Origin of the sequence: Roseibium sp. MMSF_3412, assembly GCF_030733265.1 — a bacterium.
Taxonomy (GTDB): Bacteria; Pseudomonadota; Alphaproteobacteria; order Rhizobiales; family Stappiaceae; genus Roseibium.
This window is the reverse complement of the sequence record NZ_JASHJI010000026.1, coordinates 17747-39241: the sequence shown is the minus strand read 5'-3', so window position 1 is coordinate 39241 and position 21495 is coordinate 17747. Positions and strand designations below refer to the sequence as shown.

Annotated in this window: 22 protein-coding genes; 7 read left to right on the top strand and 15 right to left on the bottom strand. The window is 58.2% G+C overall.

Annotated features, from left to right (window positions below; all coding sequences use genetic code 11):
* Positions 1-28: 28 nt before the first annotated feature.
* Together RBB49_RS27950 and RBB49_RS27945 are read right to left on the bottom strand one after the other, a co-directional pair.
* Positions 29-955 carry a TAXI family TRAP transporter solute-binding subunit gene (locus tag RBB49_RS27950; RefSeq protein WP_306146264.1) on the bottom strand — a complete coding sequence of 309 codons (927 nt, stop codon included), beginning with the start codon at positions 953-955 and terminating at the stop codon, positions 29-31.
* A gap of 115 nt (positions 956-1070) precedes the next feature.
* Positions 1071-1340, bottom strand: coding sequence for a hypothetical protein (locus tag RBB49_RS27945; RefSeq protein ID WP_306146263.1), 270 nt, complete (start codon positions 1338-1340; stop codon positions 1071-1073).
* Positions 1341-1558: 218 nt separating this feature from the next.
* Here RBB49_RS27945 and mscL point away from each other — a divergent pair, with 218 nt between their 5' ends.
* Positions 1559-1993 carry a large conductance mechanosensitive channel protein MscL gene (gene mscL, locus RBB49_RS27940; RefSeq protein WP_306146262.1) on the top strand — a complete coding sequence of 145 codons (435 nt, stop codon included), beginning with the start codon at positions 1559-1561 and terminating at the stop codon, positions 1991-1993.
* Positions 1994-2060: 67 nt separating this feature from the next.
* Here the strand turns inward: mscL and adhP are convergent, their stop codons facing one another.
* From adhP to cyoA, 5 genes are all read right to left on the bottom strand, one after another.
* On the bottom strand, positions 2061-3077 hold the full coding sequence (gene adhP / locus RBB49_RS27935) for an alcohol dehydrogenase AdhP (RefSeq protein WP_306146261.1): 1017 nt from the start codon (positions 3075-3077) through the stop codon (positions 2061-2063).
* Positions 3078-3198: 121 nt separating this feature from the next.
* Positions 3199-3504 carry a cytochrome o ubiquinol oxidase subunit IV gene (cyoD, locus tag RBB49_RS27930; RefSeq protein ID WP_306146260.1) on the bottom strand — a complete coding sequence of 102 codons (306 nt, stop codon included), beginning with the start codon at positions 3502-3504 and terminating at the stop codon, positions 3199-3201.
* Positions 3505-3512: 8 nt separating this feature from the next.
* On the bottom strand, positions 3513-4118 hold the full coding sequence (cyoC, locus tag RBB49_RS27925) for a cytochrome o ubiquinol oxidase subunit III (RefSeq protein ID WP_306146259.1): 606 nt from the start codon (positions 4116-4118) through the stop codon (positions 3513-3515).
* Entirely contained in the window at positions 4118-6157 is a 2040-nt protein-coding gene (locus tag RBB49_RS27920) for a cbb3-type cytochrome c oxidase subunit I (protein ID WP_306146258.1), read from the bottom strand. The genes cyoC and RBB49_RS27920 overlap by 1 nt, the downstream gene beginning before the upstream one ends.
* On the bottom strand, positions 6157-7077 hold the full coding sequence (gene cyoA, locus RBB49_RS27915) for a ubiquinol oxidase subunit II (RefSeq protein ID WP_306146257.1): 921 nt from the start codon (positions 7075-7077) through the stop codon (positions 6157-6159). The genes RBB49_RS27920 and cyoA overlap by 1 nt, the downstream gene beginning before the upstream one ends.
* Positions 7078-7472: 395 nt before the next feature.
* Here cyoA and phnX point away from each other — a divergent pair, with 395 nt between their 5' ends.
* The 5 genes from phnX to RBB49_RS27890 all read left to right on the top strand — a co-directional run bounded on the left by phnX (position 7473) and on the right by RBB49_RS27890 (position 10831).
* The gene (phnX, locus tag RBB49_RS27910; RefSeq protein WP_306146256.1) at positions 7473-8255 is read left to right on the top strand and encodes a phosphonoacetaldehyde hydrolase; all 783 of its coding nucleotides are present in this window, start codon (positions 7473-7475) and stop codon (positions 8253-8255) included.
* 189 nt (positions 8256-8444) lie between these two features.
* Positions 8445-9266: a serine protease gene (locus tag RBB49_RS27905; protein ID WP_306146255.1), complete on the top strand. Its 822-nt coding sequence runs from the start codon at positions 8445-8447 to the stop codon at positions 9264-9266.
* On the top strand, positions 9263-9424 hold the full coding sequence (locus RBB49_RS27900) for a hypothetical protein (RefSeq protein WP_306146254.1): 162 nt from the start codon (positions 9263-9265) through the stop codon (positions 9422-9424). Before RBB49_RS27905 ends, RBB49_RS27900 begins: the two co-directional genes overlap by 4 nt.
* Complete coding sequence (locus RBB49_RS27895; RefSeq protein WP_336623448.1) at positions 9414-10202, top strand: NAD kinase; 789 nt, start codon at positions 9414-9416, stop codon at positions 10200-10202. Before RBB49_RS27900 ends, RBB49_RS27895 begins: the two co-directional genes overlap by 11 nt.
* 104 nt (positions 10203-10306) lie before the next feature.
* Positions 10307-10831, top strand: coding sequence for an Hpt domain-containing protein (locus tag RBB49_RS27890; RefSeq protein WP_306146252.1), 525 nt, complete (start codon positions 10307-10309; stop codon positions 10829-10831).
* A 5-nt stretch (positions 10832-10836) separates the two neighbouring features.
* On the opposite strand, the gene RBB49_RS27885 is transcribed toward RBB49_RS27890, so the two are convergent.
* The 5 genes from RBB49_RS27885 to RBB49_RS27865 form a co-directional block, all read right to left on the bottom strand.
* Positions 10837-11730 (bottom strand): DMT family transporter, encoded by an 894-nt coding sequence (locus RBB49_RS27885; protein WP_306146251.1) that lies wholly within the window; start codon positions 11728-11730, stop codon positions 10837-10839.
* 141 nt (positions 11731-11871) lie between these two features.
* Positions 11872-12903, bottom strand: a complete 1032-nt coding sequence (locus RBB49_RS27880) for a DUF2336 domain-containing protein (protein WP_306146250.1) — start codon at positions 12901-12903, stop codon at positions 11872-11874.
* Positions 12904-13126: 223 nt separating this feature from the next.
* Positions 13127-14362, bottom strand: a complete 1236-nt coding sequence (locus tag RBB49_RS27875; protein WP_306146249.1) for a transglycosylase SLT domain-containing protein — start codon at positions 14360-14362, stop codon at positions 13127-13129.
* Positions 14363-14951: 589 nt separating this feature from the next.
* Entirely contained in the window at positions 14952-15554 is a 603-nt protein-coding gene (locus RBB49_RS27870) for a flavin reductase family protein (RefSeq protein WP_306146248.1), read from the bottom strand.
* 1 nt (position 15555) lies between these two features.
* Positions 15556-16152: a nitroreductase gene (locus RBB49_RS27865; protein WP_306146247.1), complete on the bottom strand. Its 597-nt coding sequence runs from the start codon at positions 16150-16152 to the stop codon at positions 15556-15558.
* A 402-nt stretch (positions 16153-16554) separates the two neighbouring features.
* Here RBB49_RS27865 and RBB49_RS27860 point away from each other — a divergent pair, with 402 nt between their 5' ends.
* Positions 16555-17580, top strand: coding sequence for a hypothetical protein (locus tag RBB49_RS27860; RefSeq protein WP_306146246.1), 1026 nt, complete (start codon positions 16555-16557; stop codon positions 17578-17580).
* 328 nt (positions 17581-17908) lie between these two features.
* Here RBB49_RS27860 and RBB49_RS27855 read toward each other — a convergent pair whose 3' ends face one another.
* From RBB49_RS27855 to RBB49_RS27845, 3 genes are all read right to left on the bottom strand, one after another.
* Positions 17909-18865: a lysophospholipid acyltransferase family protein gene (locus tag RBB49_RS27855; RefSeq protein WP_306146245.1), complete on the bottom strand. Its 957-nt coding sequence runs from the start codon at positions 18863-18865 to the stop codon at positions 17909-17911.
* Between the two features lie 36 nt (positions 18866-18901).
* Positions 18902-20872, bottom strand: a complete 1971-nt coding sequence (thrS, locus tag RBB49_RS27850; RefSeq protein WP_306146244.1) for a threonine--tRNA ligase — start codon at positions 20870-20872, stop codon at positions 18902-18904.
* A 151-nt stretch (positions 20873-21023) separates the two neighbouring features.
* Positions 21024-21470 carry an Lrp/AsnC family transcriptional regulator gene (locus RBB49_RS27845; RefSeq protein ID WP_306146243.1) on the bottom strand — a complete coding sequence of 149 codons (447 nt, stop codon included), beginning with the start codon at positions 21468-21470 and terminating at the stop codon, positions 21024-21026.
* Positions 21471-21495 lie beyond the last annotated feature (25 nt).

Sequence of the window (21495 nt, the reverse complement as noted above, 5' to 3'; positions counted from 1 at the left end):
GCGTTCGTTCACGATCGTTGCGGTGACGCTATTTGTTGAAGTAGCGTGCCGCACCCTCGTGCAGCGGAATGGCAAGATTCAGGGAATTCGCCGGATCGATCTGTTTCGCATTCGCGTTTTCCGCCTGAAATTCCTCAAGATTATCGAACACCGACGACACGACCTTTTCGACGACATCCGCCGAAAGCGTATTGGGCACGATCAGCATGTTGTTGACGCCGATCACAGTCCCGGGTTCAGCAGTGCCATAAACATCCGCCGGGATTTCCACGGCTTTGAACGCACCGTTCTTTTCCAAGGCCTTGTCAAGGATGCCGTCCGAAAAGCTGATGAAGCGCAGTTTGTTGCCTGCCGCGGCCTGCATCACCGCGCCGGCCGGATACCCAGAGAGCGCAAAGGCGGCGTCGACATTGCCGTCGCTCAGCTGGCTGAAGCCGTCCGAATAGGAAAGGAAACTCGGCGTTATGTCATCCATGGACATGCCGTGAAGCGGCAGCAGGAAGTTCATGAAACCAAGCGTACCGCCCCCCGCAGGACCGACGGCCACGCGTTTGCCCTTGATGTCCTCGATGGTCTGGATGTCCGAGCCTTCCAGCACGATCATGTGCAACACGCTCGGGTGCAGCGCCGCAACCGCGCTCATCTCGATCGCGCCGGTCTTGTAGGGGCCCTTCCCGTTGACGGCCAGCACAGCGAGATTGTTGTTGGTTATCGCGATCTCAACCTCGCCGCTATCGATGAGACGCGGGTTCTGGACCGATCCGCCGGTGACGACCGGCACCATCGTGATATCTCCACCCGCATATTTGTTCACCAGGTTGGAGATGCTCTGCCCCATCGGGTAAAAGGCGCCGCCAAGGCTCGCCGTGCCGATGCGCAGCTCTTCCGCCTGCGCCATCGATACCGAGAAAAGCAGTCCGCACGCGAGACCGGCCGATTTAATCATATCAAACATCATGTCCTCCCGATTTTGTGATCAGGATAGACGATAATTTTATCTTTTCAAATTTTTTATCGATATTTTTGTGTTTGATCGATTTTCTGAAGGTCGTGTTTCCAGACCTCGTGCATCACTCGACATTGCCCATTCGCTTCGCCTCGTTGATCAGTTCCTGGCACTTGTTTTCGTTGCCTGCCTTGCGTTCCTTGTTGGCGTCTTCAAGCAGAGCCCGCATCCTTTCGGCGTCGGTAATATCGATGCCCGTGCGCTTGGCATGATCGATTGCGTACTCGACCTTGCTGATATCGGCGGCACAATCCGCCATCGCATTTTGGGGCAGGCTTGCCAGGAAAAGAGCGGAGCAAGCCAACAAGGCCGTGCGGGTGGAAAACAGCTGCATGGGGTTTCTCCTATCGGTTCGATCCGGTGAAGCCTGACAAGCGATTGTGAAATTCTGGTGTCCGAGCGCAGATCTGATGTTGATGCGGAAGGGTTCCCCACGTTCGCAAGGCCAAGGGATTGGCGCATTCCAACAATACAGCACTGTAAATTTTTAGTAGGCTTCGCATCCGCAGGGCCGGACGGGAACCGGTTGCGAAAATAGGGTTGGAGGGAATTGTGATTAATGAATTCAAGGATTTCATTGCCAAGGGCAATGTCATGGACATGGCGGTCGGCATCATCATCGGCGCCGCGTTCACCGCAATTGTAACGTCGCTTGTCGGGGATCTCATAAACCCCATCATCGGACTGGTATCCGGCGGCGTCGACTTTACCAACAATTACGCGGTTCTCGCCGGGGAAGTACCCGCGGGAGCTTCGCTTGAAGCCGCGCGCGAAGCCGGCGCATCCGTTTTTGCCTATGGTGCATTCATCATGGCAGTGATCAACTTCCTGATCATCGCATGGGTCGTCTTCATGCTGGTCAAGTCCGTCAACCGGATCAAGGACGCGGCCACGCCCGAGGAAGAGCCCGCACCGGAAGAACCGAAGGGGCCGACAACCGAGGAACTTCTTGCCGAAATCCGGGACGTGCTGAAGGCAAAAGCCTGACGACGTGACCAACCGATGGCCGGCGTCTTCTTGAGAGCTGCCGGCCATTGATTTTTTTCAGATCCGCTCAGATCGCCATGACGATCCTTCCATCGATCGTGCCTGCTTTCATCCGGTCGAAAATGCTGTTGACGTCTGAGAGCGTTTCTTCCGTGTAGTGCGATTGCACAAGGCCTTCGGCGGCAAATTGCAGCGACTCGGCAAGGTCGAGCCGCGTTCCGACGATGGATCCACGGATGGTCTTGCGGTTCAGGACGGTGTCGAAAATGGACAGCGGGAAGTCCTCGGGCGGCAAACCGACGAGGCTCATCGTCCCGCCCCGTGCCAGCATCCCGACGCCCTGCTCGAACGACTTGCCCGCCACCGCGGTCACAAGAACGCCCTCGGCACCGCCGCCAGACTGCACTTCCGCCACCGGATCGGTTTCCATCGCATTGATGACCTGGTCTGCTCCCAGAGACTTGGCCAGCTTCAGCTTGTCGTCGGCAATATCGACCGCGATCACGTGCAGTCCCATGGCCTTGGCATATTGAACGGCCATGTGCCCCAACCCGCCAATGCCGGAAATCACCACCGTTTGCCCCGGCCTGGTATCCGTCTCCTTGAGCCCTTTGTAGACGGTCACACCTGCGCACAGAACCGGCGCGGCAGGCGCAAATTCAAGCCTGTCCGGGAGATGCCCGACATAATCCGGGTCCGCGAGAACATAGTCTGCAAATCCGCCGTTCACGCTGTAGCCGGTATTCTGCTGATCGTTGCACAGCGTTTCCCAGCCGCCCATGCAATGCCTGCAATGCCCGCAGGCCGAATGAAGCCAGGGAATACCGACCCGGTCCCCCTCTTTCACGGATGTGACCCCAGCGCCGACTTCTGCGACAAACCCGACGCCTTCGTGTCCTGGAATGAAGGGCGGACTCGGTTTCACCGGCCAATCGCCGTTTGCCGCATGCAGATCGGTGTGGCAGACACCCGATGCCACGACTTTCACGACGATCTTGCCGTCCTTGACCTCCGGTTTTTCAACCTCGCACAGGTCAAGCGGCGCCCCGAACTCACGAACAACGGCAGCGTTCATCTTTGCCATGACCGATCCCTTCTTCTAAAGGCCTAACACAGGCTCTTGATCCCACGGGATACGGGCCGGCGTCATTGATCGAGAGCAATCTATCCGTGAAATGCACTCCGGATGCCCGCGCGTGCGCGCATCACATCATCCGGTGATGCAGGTCCATCATGATCCAGAGGCTGCCGCCAACCATGATGCAGATCAGAACGGCGGCAAAGCCGAGGAAGAAGAGGTTTTCGCCCGGAGTGGACTTGAAATTCATGTGCAGAAAGAACACCAGGTGGACCACGACCTGTATCACCGCGGCAACCGCAATGACCACATAAACCGCCGGGCCGGTCAGCAGACCACCCCAGACAAGTGCGAACGGGATCGCGGTCAGAACGACCGCGAGCGCAAAACCGGTCAGGTAGGTCGACAGACTGCGTTCAGCTGAATGGTGCATGGTGCCTCCTACATGACGCCCGGCAGGTAAACGACGGAAAAGATACCGATCCAGACGATATCGAGGAAATGCCAGAACAATCCGAGCCGAACCAGGCGTGAGCGCACCGGCAAGGTCAGTCCCTTGACCAAAACCTGCCCGATCACCACGCAGATCCCTATAGCGCCGAAGGCGACATGAAGCCCGTGTGTTCCCACAAGGGTGAAAAAGGCGGACAGGAACCCGCTGGTACCCGGCCCGGCTCCCTGCGCGATCATCCCGTGAAACTCGAGCATCTCCATTGCAAGAAAGCCGAGGCCGAGGATAAGGGTCACGAAGAGCCACTGAACGACGCGTCCCGCCTGATCCGAAGTCATCGCGATTGTCGCGAGACCGAAGGTCAGGCTCGACAGCAGAAGCAGCGCCGTTTCACCTGCCGTATGCCCGAGATCGAACAGATCCCTCGATGTCGGGCCTGCGGCCGAATTTTTCGAAAGCACGACGTAGGAGGCAAACAAAAGCGCGAAGATGACGGCATCGGTCATCAGGTAGACCCAGAAGCCGAACTCACGCGATTCCAGGGACTTTTTCTCTTCGTGTTCGAGGAGTTCACTGTTCAGGGCTGTCTCCGACATCACGCCCTCCCCGGCAGTGGTGCGCCGGACGCGGGCCCGACCGGTTGGAAATCGCGCATGTCGTGCATGTCGGCAGACGTGATCTGTCCCAGATGCGCTCCCTCGATCCGTGCGACTTCCGCCGCCGGGATGATGAATTCGCTCTCATCGTCGCACGCCCGGATGCCGACACAGACAAGCGCAAGGACGAAGGCCAGCGCGGCGAGCCACCAGATGTACCAGACCATGGCAAACCCGAGCGCGAATGACAGTGCCCCGAGGACCGGCCCAAGCCCGCTGCTCTTCGGCATGACGATATCCTCGTACGCTGCCGCAGGCTGGTAGGCGGTGCCGCCAAGCTTCATGTCGTGGAAGGCATCAATGTCGCGCACCGTCGGGACAATGGCGAAGTTGTACGGCGCTGCCGGAGATGCGGTTGCCCATTCCAGCGTCCTCCCGTTCCACGGGTCACCGGTCAGGTCGCGGGCCGAACCCCAGTTTTTCGCCGAAACGTAGAGCTGAATGGCGATACAGACGATGCCGAGCAGCACGCAGACTGCGCCAAGTGCCGCAACAATCAGATAGGGCTGCCAGTTCGGGTCGGCGTAGTGTTCCATGCGCCGGCTCATGCCCATGAAGCCGAGCACGTAGAGCGGCATGAAGGCAAGGTAAAATCCGATGATCCAGAACCAGAAGGAGCGGATCCCCCACTTGGCATCGAGCTTGAAACCGAACGCCTTCGGAAACCAGTAGTTCAGACCGGCGAAGTATCCGAACAGAGCACCGGGGATCAGCATGTTGTGGAAATGCGCCACAAGGAAAGTGGAGTTGTGCATCAGGTAGTCGGCCGGCGGCAGCGCGAGCAGAACACCCGTCACGCCTCCGATCACGAAGGTCACCATGAAACCGATCGTGAAAACCATTGACGGATGGAACTCGATCCGGCCCCGGTACATGGTGAACATCCAGTCGAAGATTTTCACACCCGTCGGCACGGCAATGATCATGGTCGCGATCCCGAAGACCGCGTTCACATTGGCCGAAGAACCCATGGTGAAGAAGTGGTGCAGCCAGACAGTGAAGGACAGGATGGCGATACAGGCAGTCGCGTAGACCAGCGATTTGTATCCGAACAGACGCTTGCGGGAAAACGTCGCCACGACTTCCGAGAAGATGCCGAATGCCGGCAGGATCAGGATGTAGACCTCCGGATGGCCCCAGATCCAAAGAAGGTTGGCGAACAGCATCATGTTGCCGCCGTCCCCGTTGGTGAAGAAGTGAAAGCCGAGCGTCCGGTCGAGAGCCAGCTGCGCGGCAACGACGGTCAGGGCCGGAAAGGCGAACGCGATCAGGATGGAAATGCACAACGTCGTCCAGGTGAACATCGGCATGCGCATATAGGTCATGCCAGGGCACCTGTTCTTGACGATGGTGACGATGAAATTGATCCCGGACGCCGTGCTGCCAACACCGCTGACAATGAGCGCCCAGAGCCAGTAGTCGACACCAACGCCGGGATTGTAATCAATCCCCGAATAAGGCGGATATCCCGTCCAGCCGGCCGTCGAGAACTTTCCGATCGCAAGGGAAATCAGGACCAGCCCCGCCCCGGCTGCCGTTAAAAAGAGACTGACGGAATTCAGGAACGGAAACGCAACGTCGCGCGCGCCGATCTGCTGCGGCACGATGATGTTGATCAGCCCTGTCAGAAACGGCATCGCCACGAAGAAGATCATGATCGTGCCGTGCGAGGAGAAGATCTGCTCAAAGTGCTCCGGCGGCAGGTAGCCTTCGTTGTTGAGCGCAATGGCCTGCTGTGCGCGCATCATGAGGGCATCGATGAAGCCGCGCACGAGCATGACCAGGGCAAGCACCACATACATGATGCCGATCTTCTTGTGATCGAGACTGGTCAGCCAGTCGGTCCACAGCACCTTCCAGGCCCTGAGATAGGTAATCAGGAGAAACACAGCGATCCCGCCACCGACGGTCACCGCTGCACCGCCCATGGCAACCCAGGAATAAAGCGGTATTGCCTCGATTGTCAGGCGTCCAAGCATCACGCAGCCCCCCTGCAGATGAGTTCGGCCGCCTCGCTTTCATAAGGCCCAACGATCGGCGCGTATTTTCGAAGTATCAGCTTGAAAAGGTCGGTCTCGAAGGACGAATAGTAGGCGACCGGATTGGCAATACTCTGCTTGTGCAGTTCCAGATAGGTTTCCGCGTCAAGTGACGTCCCTTCCCCCGAAACCTTCGCCTTCCAGGCGGTAAAGTCCGCTTCGCTCATGGCATGGGCCTTGAAGTGCTGATCCGGGAAGCCGTCGCCGGAATACATCGTGTTGCGGCCCATGAACACGCCCGGATCGTCCGCAAGAAGGTTGAGTTCCGAGCGCATGCCCGCCATAGCGTAGATCTGACCGCCAAGCGCCGGAATCATGAGTGAATTCATGACCGTATCTGACGTGATCTCAATGGAAAGCGGGCGGTCCGCGGGAAAGGAAAGCTCGTTGACGCTGGCCACACCGAGTTCGGGGTAAAGGAACAGCCACTTCCAGTCGAGGGCGATCGCCTGAACCTTGAACGCGGGTTTGTCCGAAGCGATTTCCCTGTATGGATCAAGCTTGTGGGTGGATTGCCAGACCAGCGTTCCCAGAACGACAATGATCGCGGCCGGAACCAGCCAGACCACCGTCTCGACCTTCCAGGAACTGTCCCATTCGGGTGCGTAAGCCGCCTTCTTGGAACCGCTGCGATAGCGCCAGACGAAGAAGAGCGTCAGCACTATCGCCGGGATCGCAACAATCATCATGATCCAGAACGCCGTAAAGAGAAGGTCGCGCTCTGCCAGGGCAATCGGCCCTTTCGGATGAAGCACCGGGGCGTCCGACAGACCACAGCCCGGCAGAAGCAGGCACATCCCCAGGACACCGGCGATCCAGATCCGTTTCACGGTAAGGCGGAAGAATTGCGGAATATTCACGTTGGCTTATGCTCCGCCGTTCGGGGTGATAACCACCCCAGCTTTTTCCGGAACACTGAAGAAGTCAGCCATTGCGACCTTCCTCATTGTTGAACGATATCAACGGCAACGAAAAACCCTGAACCGAATGGAATCGAGCGTAGCCGAGCCGTCTCTGCTTTGAAAGGGTCGCGTTGCGGAAATTCGATGAACAATTCGGTTGCGGGAAAAAGAAGCGGATCACTTATGATGGCTTCACCTCATCGTCATTCGATCGTCGTATTGCAAATGACCGGCCTGCGCTGTCCACCATTGAAGCGTTGCGCCTGTTGAGCCTATCGACGAGCGGCCAACAATCTGGCACTGCACGAAACTGGTGAAAAATTACCTCGGGCTTCAGATGACAAGGACAGGAAATGAGCAAATTCAAAGCCGTGGTCTTCGACTGGGCCGGAACAATGATCGATTTCGGATCGTTCGCTCCCATGGGCGTGTTCGTCAAGGTATTTGAAGAGTTCGGTGTCTCCGCAACAATCGAACAGGCTCGCGAACCGATGGGCAAGCCCAAGCGGGACCATATTCGCGACATGATGGGCGATCCGGATATCGCGGCTCAATGGACGGAAAAATACGGTGTGGCTCCGACGGAAGCCGATGTCGACAGGGTCTATGAAATCTTCGTTCCGATGAATGAGGAAGTTGTCGCGGATTACGCCGACCTCGTGCCGGGCGCTGCTGATATGGTCGGCTCGCTGAGGGCAAGGGGCATCAAGATAGGCTCCACGACCGGTTATACGCGGTCGATCATGCAACGGGTCCTGCCACGGGCCGCCGAACAGGGCTATGCACCGGACAACCTTGTCTGTTCCGACGATCTTCCAGAAGGCCGACCCGGTCCGCTGGGCATGTACAAGTGTTTCATTGACCTTGTCGCCTATCCCCCTTCTGCCGTTATCAAGGTCGATGACACGGAACCCGGCATCGCGGAAGGGGTCGCGGCGGGGTGCGTGACGGTCGGCCTTGCGCTCTCAGGCAACTATGCGGGCAAAACGCCCGAAGAACTTGAACTGCTTCCGGACGCCGAGGTCGATCTTCTCCGGCAGCGTGCAACGGCAAAATTGAAGGCTGCGGGTGCAGATCATGTAATCGATACGGTTGCGGATCTTGTAACGCTGATCGACAGGCTGGACGCCGAGTGAAGCCCGGCCGAAAGATGTGCCGATGCCTGTCTTTGCCCATTTGGGTGGATCCTGCCCTGCGCGTGAACAACGATTGGCAAGAAAGATGGTCTGTGACTACTATCGCAGGCAAACGCCAATTGCCGCAATCTCGCGCCATCAACCCGGCGCAGCCGTGCGCGCGAAACAGGATCGGACAAGATGCGCCCAATGAGACGCAAACATCAGCTTCGCCGCTCGGGCGGTTGGCTTCTTGCCTGTACATCGGTCTTCGTGGCCCTGGCCTGCACGCTTTTCGCGCAACCGGCACATGCCAAAGGCGAACTCAAGGTCATCGACAGCACGGATTATCCCTGGCATTCGATCGGCCGCGTCAACCGGGCCGGCTACAAGTCTGTTTCAAGTTGTACCGGCACCCTTATTGCGCCAAATCTCGTTCTGACCGCAGCGCATTGCATCGTTTCTTCGAAAACAAAGAAGAAGCTGCCTGCCGACGAAGTCCTGTTCATCGCCGGAGTGCGGCGTGACGAATACGCCGCCAGGCTGGAGGCGGAATGCCTTATCGTGCCGGATGGATACGTTCCGGCAGGCCGGCCGAAAATCAGCGACCTCCACAAGGATCTGGGCCTGATTGTGCTGAAGGAGCCGAGCACCCTGTTTCCGCTTCCTCCGCTGACACCGGATGAGTCCCGGAGGTTGCCCCAAACGACTCGTTTTCTCTCCGTTGGATACCGCCGGAGCAGGCCATATCTGCCCACGGTCGTCTCGTCCTGCTCAGTACTCGGGAGCCAGAAGGATGTCTGGGTAACCGACTGCAACACCGAATCGGGTGCCTCCGGTGGCCCGCTTATGGTCAACACGATTTTCGGTCCACGGGTCGCCGCTGTCATGTCTTCAAAAATCAATGACGAGCGTTCGGTTGTCGTCCCTTTCCCGGAATGGCAGGATCTCATTGCCTCTGCGTCCTGCAATGGCGAACTCGAAAGCGAAGTCCCTTCGCTGAACGACGGCCAGGAGCAGGAGACGAATTGAAGGATCTGAAAAAAGGCGCTGTTCCTGCTTTCAATTGCCGCTATGCTGACGATCGGTTGCCGCAAGGAAGCCGACCGGTGCCGGACATCCGCGCACTCTTCAGCAATGCAAGACAGTTCGACCATGAACCAATCCGCACCTCCTCCGATGTCTGCTGAAAGTCAGGTCCTGTCGACAGGAAAACTCTGCTTCGTTGCAAGCGATACCGAGGATGCGCAGCGCGCACGCGCTGCACTGTCGGATCGCTACGGCAATGTCGATGCGGATGACGCCGATATAATTGTTGCTCTCGGCGGCGACGGCCTGATGCTGCAGACGCTTCATGCACATATGGAAAGCTGCAAGCCGATCTACGGCATGAACCGCGGTTCGGTAGGTTTCCTGATGAACGAGTATCGCGAAGACAACCTGCCGGACCGGCTAGCGAAAGCGGATGTGACGACCATACGCCCGCTCGAACTGACAGCGCTCGACGAACACGGCAACGAGCACATGGCACTCGCCATCAACGAGGTCTCGCTGCTGCGTCAGACTTCCCAGGCAGCCCGTCTGCGCATTTCGGTCGACGAGAAAGTCCGGTTGGAAGAACTCGTCTGCGACGGCATCATTGTCGCAACACCTGCAGGCAGCACCGCGTACAACCTGTCCGCCCATGGGCCGATCCTGCCGATCACGGCGCAGTTGCTCGCCCTGACGCCAATAAGCGCCTTCCGTCCGAGGCGATGGCGCGGAGCGCTGCTGCCGAACGGGGCGAAGGTGGACATCGATATCCTTGAAGCGGACAAACGCCCCGTGAGCGCTTCCGCCGATCACACGGAAATCCGTCGTGTGACGCGCGTAACCGTCAGGGAGTCGTCCCGGGCGAAAGGCGTGATCATGTTCGATTCCGACCATGGCTGGGACGAGCGCATTCTGTCGGAGATGTTCCGCTACTGAGCGATTCTTTTGAAAATCTCATCCTGGCAAGAGCCTGTTAAGCGACTGCGATCATACTCCGGAGACGTTTGAAATCGCATCCGTTGACAAAAGGCATTGCTAGCATGGCCGAAACAGCCGAGGACAAGGACTACGAAATCCTGTCTCCCCCGACCAATCTGCGCAGCAAGGTTCGGGTTCTGTCACCGCGGGAAGCCAAGAAGTTTGATCCGGTAAAGGCTGCCGAAGCCGCCATGAGCCGGCTATCGAGCCATTTCGGCAGCTGGATGGTCAATGAAACGGTCACGCTCAATCAGGCCTGGGAAAATGTGCCGCCGGACGGCCTCTCAGAAGAGACGATCGCCCCCTTGTTTCACGCGGCGCACAACATCAAGGGACAGGCCCTGACCCTCGGCTTTCCGCTTGTCGGTCAGGTCGCGGCAAGTTTCTGCCATCTGATCGAGACGGTTCCCTCACCCGACAAGCTGCCGCGTGAACTGGCCGGGCGCTACGTCGAAGCCATTCGTGCGATGGTCATGGAAGGTGCCAAGGATGAAGGCAATTCGACCGGAGTCGAGCTGCTTCAGACACTGGAAAACGTCACAAATGAATTCCTGAAGCAGTTTCCGGCGGAACCGGAAACCGCCTGACGGCGTCAGCCCGGACTTTCATCGGCGAGCCGCTGCTCCCGGAAAACGATATAGCAGCCGCTGAGGATGATGAACGCTGCGCCGACATAGGTCAGCAGATCCGGAATCTCCTGCCACACAATCCAGCCGAGCAGCGTCGCCCACAGCAGCGCACTGTATTCAAATGGTGCCAGTGTTGCCGACGGTGCGAAACGGAAGGCTTGCGTGATCAGCGTGATGCCCGCAGTTCCGAAGACCGCGATACCCATGAAAAGCCACATGTCCTCGGCGCGAATGTCGACCCACACAAAGGGAGCCACCAATGCGCTCAGCAAGGCACCGGCGCCGACAAGATAGAGCATCAAGGTCCAGACGCTCTCGCGCGGATCGACCCAACGGGCGCTGATCATGAGAACGGCGTAGAAGAATGCGACGACAATCGGCAGCAATGACGCGCTCTGGAACGTCCCTGCCCCCGGTCTGACAATGATCAGCACACCTGCAAAACCCGCGAGCACCGCGAGCCAGCGGCGCCAGCCGACCGTCTCCTTCAGGAACAGTGCCGAAATCGCGGTGATGAAAACAGGTGCCATGAAGACGAGGGCCGTTGCTTCGGCAATTTCCAGGTATTTCAGGCTGGTGAAAAAGAGACCCGCCGCGATCAGCCAGAGCACACCGCGCAAAAGGTGCGCCGCCGGGCGATAGGAGCGCAGGGCACCCGTGCCACCCATTTTCAGCGCAATCAGCACGGCAAACGGCAAGGCAATGAGATTGCGCATGAACAGGATCTGTACGGGTGTGTAGGAAGACGTCAGCTGCTTCGCAATCGCATCGCTGAGACTCAGGGAGGCGATGCCTGCACACATGAGAATAATACCCATCGAGGCCTGTGACCGCGCGCCGCCCGTCGCTGATTGCATGACGCCACCTTTCCAGTTTAGGAGCGGCACCTAACCACCGCCCGAAACCGGCGACAAGCCACTTTTCAGCCGGAAGTGTCCGGCAAAGAAAGAATCGCTATTGCCGGACGACCGTCCGCTTTGACAGGGATGGGAGAAAGGTCAGGCAGCCGCGGTGATATGCAGGGACCCGTTCTTCACAAGCAGACGGGCTTCCAGGCGTGCGACCTCGATCGCGAAACGGCGCAGGAATGCGGCGACATCTTCGTCGGCGCCAAGGGCTCCGTCCTGCATTTCCTCAAGCAGCGTTTCTGTCAGCATCCGGGCTTCGTCGAGAGCCAGATCGTACGTGAAATCGGCTTCGGCCTGGCGCGCAATGTCGATGGCCAGCAAGAACGCCTGATGGGAACGGATTGGCAGGCCTGCCTTGCGCAGGATCGCCTGAAGCGCCGACCGGCGAACGGTGACAAGCAACTTGCAAAGTCTCGGCAGCGGCACCTGGCCCAGATTGGCAAGAGCTGCCGCAAAGAAGCGCAGGCGGCCACAGCAGACCGACCGCAGCAACAGCCTCGTGTTCAGTTTTCCCCGGCTTCTCAGATGCTCGACAAAATCAGGCAGTTCCTCTTCGCTCGCTTCCAGAGCCAGCCTCAGGACAACTTTGTCTTCCGCGTCGCTCAGGAAGGTATGCCGTTGGTTCTCCGGCACCCGCTCCAGAACGATCGGGTGATCATCAAGGCTTTCGGCGAGCCTCATAAGCAGTTCATAACGATTCGCCAGGGGCAGATCCCGTGTCCGCAGCAACTGGTCGCAGATATCGGGACGGTTCTCGAACCGCTGTGCCAGTCGCAAAAGCGACGATTGCAGGACCTCTGCGCTGCCATTGTCGAGCAGAACCTGACAGGCACGCTCGCTGGCAACTTCGCAGATCGCCGCGCTGATGGAGGCAGGCAGGCCGGCGCGCCCTGCAATGGCACACTGAACGGTCTCACTGCCCTGGGCAAGCAGATCGACAAGCTCTGCTTCGGTGAGGATCGGCGATTCTTTCAATACCGGGACGGCGACCTCGTCAACATCGCTTGCGAGCGACCGCACGACATGGGCAGGCGCGTAGGCACTTGATGCCAAAGTCTTAGAGATCGCCTTGCGGATCGCGCGGCTCGGGTCGTCCAGAAGAACTGTAAGAGCTGTTGCCATGCTGGCCCGGTCCTGACTGCCGTGTTCGGCTTGCAAATAACGTTCTGCGAATTCCCTAGCGGCAGCGACGTCGCGCTCGGGAGTGTGATCATCTTCGAAAAGCAAAAGGTCGTGTGCGGTCATGATGGCAATCAGTGTTGTTTGAGTGTCGACTCACACCCTGCCAGCAAAGACTTAACGATCTGTTCACTATAATTTTCACGAGGCCTGTAAAAATACGCAATCAGGCCGGTGGCAGCAGATCCTTCTGCTCTTCTTCCGCTTTCAGCCTCAAGAACCGCGTCAAATCGAGAGGGCTGCCCTGATCTGCAAGCGCCAGTTCCTGTGCGGCGACCTGATTGGAAATCCCGGTGAAGGTGCTGAACATTCCGGCTTCTTCGACTGCCGCGAAGGCGGAAGCGAATCGCGGGTTCAGATCGGCCTGAGACGAACCCTGGTCATTTCTGAAAAGAGCTTCGAAAGGACTGTCCGTTTCCGTTGCCTGGAACGCGGAAACGACTCGTTGCGCCGCCGCCGGGTCCGCCGGGTTTATCGAAGCCTCCCGCGGATCTTGCGGTGCCGGGTTCTGCGCCTCCGCACCGCGCGGCAAAGATGTCGTGGCTTCGGCAAGCTGTACCGGATTGCGGTCTGGCAGCTCCGCCTGCATGCGGGCCAGTTCTTCCGGCCCCGGCGGTTTGGAGCGCATTGCAAACGAGGCCGCCGTATCACCGGCAAGGTGGTCAAAATTCTGCGGATCGGTTCCCGGCATCGCATGCACAGGCTTCGCGGTCGGCAGAGCGGCGACATTCAGAAGCTCACCGGACGTGCGCAGATCGGTTTTGCCGCTCGCCTGGGCGATCATTGTCACTGCGTCATGTTTGGAAACGATGACCTCGTAGACTTCCTGCATCGAACGCGCTTTGCCATTCCCGTGGAAGAAGATCGGCTTGTTGGCCCGCGCCTGCGCCGAGAACATCTTGTCGGCACGCATGTCCGGATTGGCATTGGTCGCATCGATCAGGCGGCTGGCGCCGTGCGCTCCCAGGAAATGCGCCATGTAGAGCTCGCCGTCAGTCGGCTCTCTGCCGATCTTGCGTTCCAGGTAGGCAGCGTTCTTCTGGGTCAGCGCACCGGCCATCATCGAGGAAATTTCAGGGTCCTTGCGCAGATCGAGAATCTCGCGTTTTACCTCCGGATCCTTGACGTAGTACTTGCCGCTCTTCGTTTGCAGGATCTGGTCTGAATATTTATCAAGCCCGTGTTTTGGGCCCGCCTCTTTCATGGTCTCCAGCCAGGTCGATTCGATGAACTGGAACAACCCGGTCGCACTCGAAGTTCTGGCCTTCGCCGACGGATTGAAAGACGACTCGCGCGCAGCGGTCTTCACCAGGTACTCGAACGAAGTACCCGTGGAACTACTCGCAGACTGAAACGCTAGCTCGATCCGAGACGCGACCGAGGGTGTGTCAGTCACATGCATGACCTAGTCTCCTCGACGGAACTGATTATGACTTTGTTAACTTTCACGCCGGAATGGTTAACAAAGTCTTAACAGTGCACAGCTAGCCTTAATTCTTCTGGGAAACAGCCTCGAAAGAGACGTTGGGTAAGCAAAATACACGATACCGAAACCCTGCCCGTTTCGAGCTTGCCTGTTTTCCTGTCGCTTCCTGAAGGCAGCACTGCAGGCACTCGCGTCGGCCGGATTCGTTTTTCCGCTGATCACCGCTCATGCTGCGGCGAAACAGGAAACAAACCCGGGCCGCTTTGTCCTAGAGCATTTTCCGACCACTTTGGATCATTTGATGAGGATATCCGGTTCACGCGGCCAAGCGGGTCACGAGGCGCGATGCGGTGCATCGTGCAAGTGGCACAACGCAGCCGGCGGGCTGGATATCCTCACCCGTTGTGGAACGCATTCAAGCGGCAGACATCAAGATTGGCCGGGCCCTTTTCCGCTCTGGCATCGTTGGTCCACCCTTGTGGTGGGAAGCACCGCGGCGGGCAAACCGTCTTGCCAGCGCGAAAAAGGGCCTCGGTCAAATGACCCTCATTGGTCGGAAAATGCTCTAGACGTTCGGCCGAACCATTTCAAACACTTCGGTAACAGCTGCGTATTCCATGTAACCCAGTCTGGAAAGCGGCTTGAAGCGGGTAACGTCGACCTTCCCGTCAACGAGGATGCTCTCGTCGATATGAACGCCGACAACCTGCCCGAAAACAATCCAGTTGTCGGTTTCCACGCCATCGAGATCCTTCAGCTTGAGCGTCTGAAGGTGCCTGCACTCAAGCGCTGTTGCGGCCTTTGCAACACGCGGTGCCTTGACCAGACGCGAAGGCGCCATGTCCAGGCCCGCCAGCTCAAACTCGCTGGTGTCTCCTGAAACGGGGGCTGAAGACACGTTCATTTCATCCTTCAGGTCCCAACTGGCCATGTTGCAGACGAATTCGCCGGTCGCGTCCACGTTTGCGGCACTGTCCTTGTAGCCGGACGAGGAGAACATCACGATCGGAGGCCGGTCCCCGACGGCGTTGAAGAAGCTGTATGGCGCAAGGTTGGTACGTCCGTCAGCATCGAGCGAAGAAATCCAGCCGATCGGCCTGGGCGACACGATCGCCTTGAAGGGGTTGTGAGGCAGGCCGTGGTCGTTTTTGGCGGTTTCATAAAACATCTCAGGTGTCTTCGCTCCATTCACTGACGAGGTCGGCCAAATCGGGCCGTGGTCTTTCAACCGGCGCCTGCGTGGGTGTGCCCACATGCACGAAACCGGCAAATTGCTCATCATCGCGGGCACCGAGAAACTGCGCGGCTTCCTTGTCGAAACTGTACCATTCGGTCAGCCACTGCGATGCGAATCCGGCCGCCGAAGCAGCCGTGACCAGGTTCATGCAAACGGCACCGGCAGACAGTTGCTGCTCCCAGACCGGTATTTTGGGATGCAGCGCAGCCATGCTCACGACACCGATGACAAGGGGAGCGCGTGTGAAGCGGGTCAATTCCTTCTGGCGCTGATCATCGTCAAGAGGACCCTGTCTTTCCTCGAGTATCGCAGCCAGCCGGCGTCCGACCGCCTCCCCTTGCGCCGTTCGAAAGAGGACAAACCGCCATGGAGCAAGCTTGCCGTGATCCGGAACCCGAGCGGCAATCGTCAGAAGATCCCTGACCTGGTCCTCATCCGGGCCGGGTTCCGACATCGTGATTGATGGATGGGAACGGCGTTTGCGCAGGAATTCCAGGACACCGGGTGCGGGTTGGCTGAAAGTGGACATGCGTTTCACACTTCTCGATGTTTCAGTCGTTTCACTGGACGTAATTCATTGAGCGCAATTGTCAACTTCGATTCGATGTCTTGAATTCGCCTGATTTTCAAGCGCATTTGAGAGGGCCGGACAGGGCTGCCAGGCGCGGAACAAGGTGGTACGGCTTGCATTTACCGGGAATGCCGGGGCAACCTCCCCTGATCGAGGCTGCAAACGACTTGCCCCGATTCCACCGGGAAAAAGCTTGGACATATTGCGGTATATCGTTCCGGTCTGAATTGGTATAAAAGTCAACGGACTGTAACTTGTCACAGTCAACAAGAATAAGAAGTGGGCATGTTGGAAAAAGGTTCGACACCATTTGCCGCGGCGGCAAAGCGTTTGGCGAGAAATGCCGCGTGCGGACTCCTGATGGTTTTCCCCGTCGCGATTTCCACGAGCGCCGTCGTCCATGCGCAAACCGCCGAGGCCCCGATGCCACCGAGGGCGAAACCCGACCCGAATGCCCCCACAGCTGCCGGCAGCGACCAGATTATCAATCTTCTGGATCGTGAACCGGAACCGCTTTTTTCAGACGTCGAACTGCCCTATGCCCCTGCGTCCCGTTCGGTTTCGGCAGGAACAGGCGATGGTCTCGATCAGGGTGCCCTTTACCTGATGGCAAAGCTGACACGGGACAGCAAGCCCCTCGATGACGGGCTGATCTGGCGCATCTATTCCGAAGCGGCCAACGCCAATGGAAGATTGGAACTGGTTGCCACCTCCATGGGGGGAGACGCGGAATTCAGGCTCAATCCCGGCGCCTACCTGGTTCACACCGCCTACGGCTACGCCCAGTCGACAAACCGGGTCGTCATTGGTCAGGATGTTCAGTCAAAGATGCTGACACTGAATGCGGGCGGCATCAAATTCGGCGCTGCCATGAAGGACGGCGACGGCATCGACGAAGCCCAGGTCACATTCGACGTTTACGGGATGACGTTCGACGAGCGGGGTGAGCGCAACAAGATCGTCGGAGATATTGCTCCCGGTGCGATCGTCAGGCTCAACGCGGACACATACCACGTGGTCAGCCGCTATGGTGACGTGAACGCGGTGATCCGTGCCGACATTCAGGTACTGCCAGGAAAGCTGACCGAGGCAACGATCTTGCACAAGGCAGCGGATATCACCCTGAAGCTGGTCAACGAGCGCGGCGGCGAAGCGATCGCCAACACCACGTGGTCGGTTCTGAGCGCCGGTGGCCATGTCGTCGTCGAGGCAACGGGCGCGTTTCCGGATTTTGTGCTGGCAGCAGGCGAGTATGAAGCGCTGGCGAGGAACAACGGCAAGACCTACCTGCACAACTTTGAAGTCGCTCCGGGTCAGGATCGGGAAGTCGAAGTTGTGACGGCCGTCAGTGAACTGGAAACCCAGGAAACGACCAGCAGCAACTGATCCATCCCTGCACGCGCGAATGCGCCTCCGACGCAAAGTCTAGGGCACGGACCCATAAATGAAGCCGATTTGGCGGCAGAAATGGCAAAACCTCGCCAGGAAGCGCGAGTAGAGCGGGCTTTATGCCCGGTCAAGCGCGGTGACGCTGCGAGGTGAGGCCATTTTGCCGTCCTTCGGATTCGGCCGTTTCAGCCATCTGCGGCGTCGCGAAAGGCTTGGAAATGAAGCACATTTTCTGCGCTTTCGCTCCTTGCAGTTGGTCAAAACGATCCAAACCAAATTGACTTCATTTATGAGCCCGTACCCTAGCGACTTTCCGGATATCGTCTCAGCGGCTACGGCCGAGCAGGCCCCTGACAGAGGTGGCCGGCCCCATTTCCATGACTTTCGTCTGAAGAAAATCCATGATTTCCTTCTGGTCCTTGAAACCGGAGAGGGTTTCGAACGGGATCGCCTGCCCGGCCCGCGCCGTTATGACGGAGCCGAGAATCCGGCGGAATTCCCTCACCAGAAGTGACAGGCGCAGGGTCAGCGAATACTTGCTGACGAGATGAAAAAGCCAGGAATTCTGACCTTCGAAATAAAGCGGCAGCACGGTTGCCTTCGAAGACCGGATCATCTTCGCAGTGAACGTTTTCCAGGGCAGTTCTTCAGCGCGTCCGAAAGGCTTTGCAGCGGTCGCGACACCACCTCCCGGGAAGACGATAATGGTCGTGCCTTCCTGAAGCAGGCGCAGCGCTTCCTTGCGGGTCTGCATGTTTGTCTTGAGAGCCTGCTTGTTTTCCTCAAAATCCACCGGCAGGGAGAATGGCCGGACTTCCGGAACCTTCAGGAGTTCGTTGTTTATCAGGATCTTGAAAGGCCGCCCGAGCTGTTCCGCCAGCGCCAGGATCGCAAGACCGTCACCAATGCCGTAAGGGTGGTTGGCGATCAGAACAAGCGGTCCCTCGGGCAGGTCTTTCGGCGGCCACTCGCCATCTTTCACGGCGACATTCAGGTTGATGAGACCCAGAAGGTCGCTCCAGATGTAGTCCGAAGTCCCGACCATCTGGTTTTTCCAGACTTCGTAAAGATCAACAAGCTTCCGGCGGCCCGAAATGCCCTCGATCGCCCGTATCGTCCACCGCTTCAGGGGCGGATGGTCAGGATTGGCGTAGCTGAATTCTGCGTAATCCACGGCAACCATCGTCTCGACAGGGTGTTCGGGTAAATCCGGAACCAGATACCAGAACCAGTGTTTCAGGAATGTGACAGCACATTGCCCTAGCGTAAGGGCAATGTGCAAGCTGTAACTTATCCCCGTATTTTGGTGCTCCGGAGATTATTTCAAGTCCGGCGGCGTCGCCTCCTGGACAAACGCCTCGACGGCTTCTTCAAGCCCCATGGAGCGCTGGTCTTTCGAGCCGAGACGGCGGACATTGACGGTGCGTTCCTCAGCCTCGCGCATGCCGCAGACAATGATCACGGGGACCTTCGCAAGCGAGTGCTCGCGAACCTTGTAGTTGATCTTCTCGTTCCGGAAATCGGTCTCGACCTTCAACCCCTTCGCCTTCAACAGGTCCGCAACTTCCTGGCCATAGGCATCGGCTTCGGACGTGATGGTCGCAACGACGATCTGCAGGGGAGCGAACCAGAGCGGGAAGTGTCCGGCATAGTTCTCGATAAGGATACCAAGAAAGCGTTCCATGGAACCGCAAATCGCGCGGTGCACCATGACCGGTGTTTTCTTTTCGCCGTTGCTGTCCACATAAAACGCACCGAAACGTTCCGGCAAGGCGAAGTCGACCTGCGTCGTGCCACACTGCCACTCACGCCCGATTGCATCTCTCAGCGTATATTCGAATTTCGGACCGTAGAACGCCCCCTCGCCCGGCAGAATATCGGTCTTGACCCGGCCTTCCGACTGCGCTTCGATCTTCTTCAGAACATCCGAGAGAACTGCTTCCGCATGGTCCCACATCTCATCGGTTCCAACGCGCTTTTCAGGGCGCGTGGAAAGCTTGACGACGACTTCGTCAAATCCGAAATCCTTGTAGACCGACAGGATCAGGTCGTTGATTTTGAGACACTCTTCCTCAAGCTGCTCTTCGGTGCAGAAGACATGCGCGTCGTCCTGGGTAAATCCGCGCACACGCATCAACCCGTGGAGCGCACCTGACGGCTCGTAGCGGTGGACGACACCGAATTCCGCCAGACGCATCGGCAGGTCGCGATAACTTTTCAGCCCGTGCTTGAAGATCTGAACGTGGCCGGGACAGTTCATCGGCTTGAGCGCGAAGACACGGTCATCCTCCGCGTCCGGATCGGCACATTGCACGGAGAACATGTTCTCCTTGTACCAGGTCCAGTGACCGGAGGTCTCCCACAAGGACGTATGCAGCACCTGGGGTGCGTTCACCTCCTTGTAGTCGTCCTTCAGAACGCGCCGCTTGTAGGCAATGAGGTTCTGGAACATGTCCCAGCCCTTGGGATGCCAGAACACGACGCCGGGGCCCTCTTCCTGAAAATGGAAAAGGTCCATCTCCCGCCCGAGCTTGCGGTGATCGCGCTTTTCGGCTTCCTCCAGCATGCGAAGGTAGCCCTTCAGCTCCTTCTCGTTGTGCCACGCGGTCGCGTAGATCCGGCTCAGCATTTCATTGCTGGAATCGCCGCGCCAGTAGGCACCGGCAACCTTCATGAGCTTGAAGGCATCGCCGATCTGCCGGGTGGAGGCCATATGCGGACCACGGCAAAGGTCGAGCCACTGGCCCTGCTTGTAGATCTTGAGTTCCTGATCTTCGGGAATCGCGTCGACAAGCTCGACCTTGTAGTGCTCGCCCTTAGCGGCGAAATAGGTCTTGGCTTCCTCGCGGGACCAGATTTCCTTGGTGAACTGCGCCCCGCGGGCAATGATCTCGCGCATCTTCTTCTCGATGACCGGCAGATCATCGGGATGGAATGGCCAGTCGTCTCCGCTGTCGGGATGAACGCGCTTGAAATCGTAATAGAACCCGTTCTCGATGACGGGACCGATCGTGACCTGTGTTCCCGGCCAGAGTTCCTGCACGGCTTCAGCCATCACATGCGCGGCGTCGTGCCGGATCAATTCAAGGGCGCGCGGATCGTCACGCGTGACGATTTCGATGCTGTGATTGGCCGAAATGGCATCGCTGAGGTCCCTCAGCTCACCATCCAGTGTCATCGCGACCGCTTTCTTGGCCAGCGATTTGGAAATGCCTTCGGCGACGGCAAGGCCGGTGGTGCCTGCTTCATAGTCGCGCACGGAATTGTCGGGAAAGGTCAGTTGGATCATGTCGCGTCTCCTGCTCACTCCTGCAGACCATGCAGGTAAGCTGTTCGGTTTTTTGGACGGCCTGCTGATAGGGCATTCCGGGGAAAACGGCAACCCTTTCCGATAGTTTGCCCGGCCTTTGACGCATATTGGTCACATGGGCGTAGCGTTTCTAACCTGTGACGAGCGGCGGTGGACGGCGGCGGATCGGCTGGGACTTCACGATAGAGGTGCTCGTTTCGGCCTTGTCGGCGATCACGTCCAGAATGTCGTCCAGCTGCTCTATCGACGGAACGGCCAGGCGCGCGATGAAGCAATCGTCGCCGGTGACCTTGTCGCATTCGCAGAATTCCGGGATCTCCTGAATGAGCTGCCGAACGATATGAAGCTTCCCGGGAAGCGGACGGATGCGAACGATGGCCTGCAGGCTGTAGCCCAGCGCCTTCGGATCGATCTCCACCGAAAACCCGCGAATGACCCCGCGCTCCTGCAGCCGCCTGATCCGTTCCGAAACACCGGGAGACGACAGACCGGCATGGGCAGCAAGGTCCTTGAGCGACATGCGGCCGTCCCGGATCAATGCATCAACTATTTTGGCGTCCGCTTCATCCAACTTCACAATATCACCTCAAATCATGTCTGGA